Source organism: Sutterella seckii, from assembly GCF_009183815.1.
Lineage (GTDB): Bacteria > Pseudomonadota > Gammaproteobacteria > Burkholderiales > Burkholderiaceae_F > Sutterella > Sutterella seckii.
On record NZ_WEHX01000118.1, the window covers coordinates 1 to 6,218 of the forward strand.

At 56.8% G+C, this 6,218-nt stretch carries 4 protein-coding genes; 3 read left to right on the forward strand and 1 reads right to left on the reverse strand.

All coding sequences use genetic code 11. The features are described from left to right. Positions 1-1,067: 1,067 nt before the first annotated feature. A complete protein-coding gene (locus tag GBM95_RS10755) occupies positions 1,068-2,081 on the reverse strand; it encodes a LysR family transcriptional regulator (RefSeq protein ID WP_226963289.1) in 1,014 nt (337 codons plus the stop codon). A gap of 175 nt (positions 2,082-2,256) precedes the next feature. On the opposite strand from GBM95_RS10755, the gene GBM95_RS10760 reads away from it, so the two are divergent. The 3 genes from GBM95_RS10760 to GBM95_RS10770 all read left to right on the forward strand — a co-directional run bounded on the left by GBM95_RS10760 (position 2,257) and on the right by GBM95_RS10770 (position 6,144). Further along, entirely contained in the window at positions 2,257-3,687 is a 1,431-nt protein-coding gene (locus GBM95_RS10760; protein ID WP_152159093.1) for a lyase family protein, read from the forward strand. Between the two features lie 59 nt (positions 3,688-3,746). Then, positions 3,747-5,117 carry a C4-dicarboxylate transporter DcuC gene (dcuC, locus tag GBM95_RS10765; protein WP_152159094.1) on the forward strand — a complete coding sequence of 457 codons (1,371 nt, stop codon included), beginning with the start codon at positions 3,747-3,749 and terminating at the stop codon, positions 5,115-5,117. A 172-nt stretch (positions 5,118-5,289) separates the two neighbouring features. Then, positions 5,290-6,144, forward strand: a complete 855-nt coding sequence (locus GBM95_RS10770; RefSeq protein WP_152159095.1) for a helix-turn-helix transcriptional regulator — start codon at positions 5,290-5,292, stop codon at positions 6,142-6,144. Positions 6,145-6,218 lie beyond the last annotated feature (74 nt).

The following is a 6,218-nucleotide window of genomic DNA, read 5'->3' on the forward strand; positions in this document are numbered from 1 at the left end:
CTGATAACCGGTTATTCCCCGCCGTTCCCATGCCTTGGAAGGGTATCACGCCACCGTAGCGGTCGGGCTACATGTCCACACTAAACGTCGAAAGGCCCCCATATTGGAAGTCAAGTTGTGCTTTGCGGTCAGCTTGTCCAGATAAAAAGCTATAAGAAATGGACGTTCCTTAATTTTGTTTATCCCTACCCTGAAACTGTTTTTACAGGGATCATAGCAGATGAGAACATTACTGAATTTCAGGGAATCAATAGATTACTGAATAGCAATGTTTGCATATCGGGCATATTGATGCAATATAGGAATAAGTATCAAATTAATTTAACTGTTAATTCTCAATGGGTCAGAAATGAAAAAATAAGATTTCTTTATTTTCAGCAATTGTATTGCTTGCACTGTCGCTGCCAGTCTCCTCGGCTACTCTGGATTCAATCAAGGCGCCTCTTCATGTTGGGGAGAAGCATCTTGTCTGCGGCAATGTTGTTCAGGTGACCGAGCAAAAGAAACGAGTCCTTCTTAATCTTGGAAGGTCTTACCCAAATGAGCATTTGTCTGTTCAAGTTTGGAGAAATAATCTTCCGGAAGTTGAAGGTCGATTCGGCAATTTAAGGACGCTCATAGGGAATCGAATTTGCGCTCAGGGCGAAATTGAAGAATATAAAGATCACCTTTTCATAACAATTAGAAATCCGCAATTTCTCAGATTAATGAAGTAATTTATTAATGTCGAGAGATAAATGATGTAGAGTTTATTTCTATTTTGCGTTTTGATGTTATTTGACTGATAAAATAAAAAAATATCGGTTTCTGGCATCAAATAGACGAAATAGGAATAAAGCCCGATCAGGCATCGGCATTTGTTTATTGGAAATCGGGCAATCTGGTGTTTTGATGTTTGTTGCACTTCCACCATCAGACAACAAAATCAGGGGAGGCAGCGCAGAGCGCCGCGCTGCTTCCCTGAGCGACTGAACCTGGTTTTGCCGGCGTCCTGATCAGATGGCTCCGCAATTGATCCACTTGAACTCGAGTCTGATCGCGTCTTAGGCGGGCAGGATTTGACGGGTTCAGGACCGGAAAATTTTATTTCGATCCGGATGGCCGACATCAGGCGGCAAGCCCACGATGGGGGAAACCTTTTCCTCGTAGGAAAAGAAGAGCGTCTGCATCGCGAGCGCATACCATTCAAGGAATACGCGCACGCGCTTCTGATGCCAGGCATCGCGATTGGTGGCGATGAAGCATTCGACGGGCGGATGAAACCAGCCGGGGAGGACCGGCACGAGCCGTCCGTCGGCAATGTCTTCGGCGATCTGAACGAGCGGCATGTCGACGGCAACTCCCATGTCGCTCAGGAGCGCATTGCGGATGGCAAGGATGTCGGTCGAGCGGATGGAGCGCGCAAACTGAACGGGCGCTTCGCGGGTGCCGCGGAAAAGCACGCGCGTTTCGCTTCGCACGGGACCGTTGTAGATGTAGCCCGTATGAAGCTTCAGGTCTTCCGGGTTGACCGGCATGCCGTAGCGGCGGATGTATCCGGGACTTGCAACCGGGAGATAGACGTTTCTGCCGCGGCTCATGTAGACGAGTCCGGAGGTCTTCGGTTCGCCGGTGAGCGTTGCAACTTCGCAGAGTCCCTTTTTGAGCTCGGCTTCCTGGAGGCCTGAGAGAATTTCAATGCGGATTTCGGGGTGAGCCTTCTGGAATTCCGAGAGGAGCGGGGTCAGGCGCCTGGAGGCAAAGCCCGGGGCTGACGAGAGCCGGATGCTGCCGTCGAGCGTTCTGTTGGCATCCATGAGGCTCGTCATGAGCGAGTCGTGTGCCCGGAGGATGGTTTCCATGCGCTTCTGCGCGGTTTTCCCGGCGGGCGTCAGCCTGAGCGGACGGGAATTGTGCTGAATGAGTTCCGTACCGAGCGCCTTCTCAAGGCCGGCAATGGCGCGCGAGAGGGAGGAGGGTTCAGTTTCAAGCGCCTTTGCCGCTGCCGACAAGGTCCCGGTTCGCGCAAAGCAGAGAAACTGCCTCCAGGCAGAGAGGTCGTCGGTCTTCGGCATGGTCTGGTCCTTGAAATGCTCATCCACGCTCTCCATTTTCCTACGAAAGAAGATTGGGAGTACGAGTCTATTTTGCGCAATGCGCAAAATTAGTTTGCGTGAAAAGGTATTGTAAGAAGACGTATGCGGGCAGAAACTGCATCCTTAGGGAGAGACCATAAGCGTCTCGGCATTCTCAGAATCAACGAAGGAAAAGAAAAGCATGGCCCGCGAACATGATGAGTTCTTCTGGATTTCCGCCATCAACAAGGCGACGGTTGTCGTTGAAGGACGAAACGGTCTTTTTGATGAAGCGCTTCTTCGCCTCGCGGCGAAGGGCATAGACGCCGTTGAAAAGGCGGGCGATGCGGATCCGGCGAAGCGTCCGGCCTCCTACATTGCGTACGAGCCGCTTCTCATCGCCGCGACGAATCCGGAAGTGACGGCGATCCACGCCGGCCGCTCGAGCCAGGACATTCTTTCCACCATGCGCATTGCGATCATGCGCGACCGCGCGATGACCTTCGCCGAATCCTTCGACCGGGTGATCGCGAAGATTCTCGAACTCGCCCGCGCCAACCTGAATACGATCGTTCCCAACTACACGAACGGCGTGGCGGCGCAGCCGACAAGCTACGCGCACTATCTCTTAGGCTTTGCCGCTCCGCTCCTTCGCGACCGCGCGCGGCTCGAGGAATACCTCTCCCGCTACAACATTTCCTCCATGGGCGCCATGGTTCTGAACGGAACAGGGTGGCCGCTTGACCGCGACGGCATGGCAAAGGCGCTCGGCTTCGACCGTCCGGTGAGAAACGCCTTCGACGCGACCTGCGAAGCGCCTGTCGACACGGCGCTCGAATTTGCATCGATCGTCGGCTCGGTCGCCATTCATCTCGGCTCCATGGTGAACGACATCATGGTGCAGTACGCGCAGCCGCGTCCCTGGATTCTTCTGGCCGAAGGCGGCGAAAACACCTACGTTTCGTCGGCCATGCCGCAGAAGCGCAATCCCGGCCTCATGAACAACTGCCGCGCGGACTGCTCCGATGTTGTGTCGGAAATGAACGCCGTCTTCATGCGCGTTCACAACGTGGTTCCCGGCATGACGGACGGCAAGAGCGTCGCGAAGAACGGCCGCATGCCAAAGGCCGCGGTCGGCATGTGCGAAAGGTTCCTCAAGGTCCTGAACGGCCTTCGCATCAATCCCGCCCGGGCGCTCGAGGAACTCAATTCCGACTGGACGGCTTCGCAGGAAATCGCCGACCGCCTGATGCGCGAGCACGGGCTTCCCTTCCGGATCGGGCACCACATGGCGAGCCGCATGGTGTCCTATGCCCGCGCGAACGGTCTTCTTCCGCTCAACTTCCCCTATGCCGAAATCGTCCGGATCTACCGCGAGGAGATCACGGAGGAATTCCCGGAAGCCTCGCCCGTCTTCCCGATGAGCGAAGCGGAATTCCGCGATGCGCTCGATCCCAGGAAGATCGTTGAAAACCGCCGCACGGCCGGGAGCGCCCGTCCGAGCGAGGTTGAAGCCATGATCGGCGAGGAAGAGGCGGCACTCCTCGCGCTCAAGTCGAAGCTTGAGGCGCGCGAAGGGCAGGTTGAAAAGGCGCTTGAAGCGCTCGACGCCGATTTCCGCCGCTATCTCTGACAAACCCAAAAAATCCCCGAAAATCACTCGAAAAAAGTTAAACCACTGGAGAAACCAAAATGTCAGCACTCCTGCCATGGATCGCAGTGATCGTCACGATCATTGCCGGCTGGGCGCTTCTGAAGCGCTATCAGACGCATCTGGTCCTTCTCTTTGCAGGCCTCGTCATCCTCGTCTGCGTCGCGCTCATGGGCGACGCGAGCTTCCTGCCCAAGGGCGTGAAGCCCTCGGGATTCTGGCTCTTCGACATCTTCGCTACGCTGAAGAGCATTGCGACGAAGCAGAGCTCCGGGATCGGCTTCCTCATCATGACGGCGGGCGGCTTTGCGGCCTACATGGACCGCATCGGCGCAGCGAAAGCCCTCGTCGACATCGCCGTGAAGCCCCTCGCAAAGCTTCGCGCGCCTTACGTCGTCCTGGCTGCGGGGTACCTGGTCGGTCAGATCCTCGTGATGGTGATCCCGTCCGCCGCGGGCCTTGCAATGCTTCTGCTCGTTGCGCTCTTCCCGATTTTGAAGGCTGTGGGCACGTCCCCGGCTGCAGCGGCAGCCGTGATCGGCACCTCTGCCGGCATGACCTTCACGCCGACCGCCGGCACGGCTAACCTCGCCGCCAAGGTTGCGGGCCTCGATCCGATCATCTATCTCGTTCAGTATCAGCTCCCGCTTGCCGTTCCGACCCTCATCGTCTGCTGCGTTGCGCACTACTTCGTGCAGCGCTGGTACGACAAGAAGAATGACGACGTTTATGCCGAAGCGGCTGCCGTGAAGGCCGTGGATGCGCCTCAGGTTCCGAAGTGGTACGCCATCTTCCCGATCCTTCCGATCGCGCTCCTCATCATCTTCTCGAAGCTCGTCGTTGCTTCCGTGAAGCTCGACACGATCGCCGCGCTCTTCATGGTCTGGACCGGCGTGGTCGTCATTGAGATCATTCGTCTGCGCGACGTGAAGAAGATCTTCAAGGACGCAATGGCGATGTTCCAGTCGATGGGCAAGATGTTCGCGGGCATTGTCGCGCTCATCATCTGCGCGGAATTCTTCGCGACCGGCCTTCAGACCTCGGGCCTCATCGACGCGCTCATCAAATCCGCGCAGGGCGTCGGCGCCGGCATGGGCGCCATGACGGTCCTCCTCACGGGCATCGTCTCGGTGGTGACCTTCCTCACGGGTTCGGGCGTCGGTGCTTATTCCTCCTTCGCTACGCTGGCTCCGGATGTGGCAGCCGGCCTCGGCGGTTCGGTTGAAGCGCTGGTGACTCCGATGCAGTTCGCCTCCGGCATGCTTCGCGCCATGTCGCCGGTTGCGGGCGTCATCATCGCGGTTGCGGGCGCCGCCGGCGTCTCCCCGGTTGCGATCGTCCGCCGCACCTGGATTCCGATGATCCTCGGCCTCCTCACGACCCTCATCGTTAACCAGATCCTCTTCGGTTGATAGCCGGACAATTCGTCGAATCCATCAAAAGCTCCCCGGAGGCTTCTCGTCCCGGGGAGCTTTTCTTATGTCCATGCGTGCGAAGAGCCGCATGGCCTCTACGACATAAAACGACGCCCGGCGTGCTATACGGCTAGAATGGCCTTCAACCCACACGACCGGAGCACTATCCATGCCGCGCTACGCCAATCAGAACAAAATTACCGATGCGCTCATCGTCATTACGATTCTCAAGCAGATTCCGAGGCATTGGATTACGGCTTCCCAGATCCAGCAGAACCTCTCTGCGCTCGGCATGGAGCTCACTCCCCGACGCCTGCAGCGCATTCTGGAAAGCATGCGCGACTGCGAGGAGCTTCAGATTGAAGTCGATAAGACCAACCGTCCCTACGGCTACAGAAGGAGCGTTCCGGACTCGGATCTCGTGATCGACAACTTGCCGCCGACGCAGAGCCTCCTGATACGCCTTTTTGAAGAGCACATGCACTACCAGCTGCCCGCTCCCATTACGGGCTCGCTCAGGTATCTCTTCGACAAGGCGAGCCTTTCCCTCAAGGAGCAGGGGGCGACCGACAAGATGAACCGGTGGCTCAAGAAAGTCGCCTTCGTCTCCGGGTGCGTGCCGATGATGCCTCCGAAGATCCTTGAGCGGATCTTCAATGCCGTGAGCGAAGCGCTCTACCGGGACGTCATGCTTCACGTGAAGTTTGAAAACAGCCGGGGAGAGCAGAATGAAGCCGACGTGTCGCCGCTCGGCCTTGTTCAGCAGGAGCAGAGGCTCTATCTCGTCTGCCAGTTCGCGGGCTACGACAACTACAGGCATCTCGCGCTTCACCGCATTTCCGAGGCCCGGGTGCTCGATTTCCCCGCAGTGAGGCCCAGGGACTTTTCGCTCGACAAGTACATCAGCGAACGGCACTTCAACTATTCGAACGGCCGCCGCGTGCGGCTGATTCTCGAATTCACGAGCCCCGAGACGGCGAGGAACCTTTCCGAGACGCCTTTTATTAACATAGGCACAAAATAGTTGACAAGCGGCTACGGTTATGTTATAATTGATAAATGAGATATGAAGATAAAACCACCACAACCCTCGACGGC

Excerpts from the sequence above, each read along its gene's own strand:
- GBM95_RS10760 (WP_152159093.1), top strand. The coding sequence starts at position 2,257 with ATGGCCCGCGAACATGATGAGTTCTTCTGGATTTCCGCCATCAACAAG.
- dcuC (WP_152159094.1), top strand. The coding sequence starts at position 3,747 with ATGTCAGCACTCCTGCCATGGATCGCAGTGATCGTCACGATCATTGCC.
- GBM95_RS10770 (WP_152159095.1), top strand. The coding sequence starts at position 5,290 with ATGCCGCGCTACGCCAATCAGAACAAAATTACCGATGCGCTCATCGTC.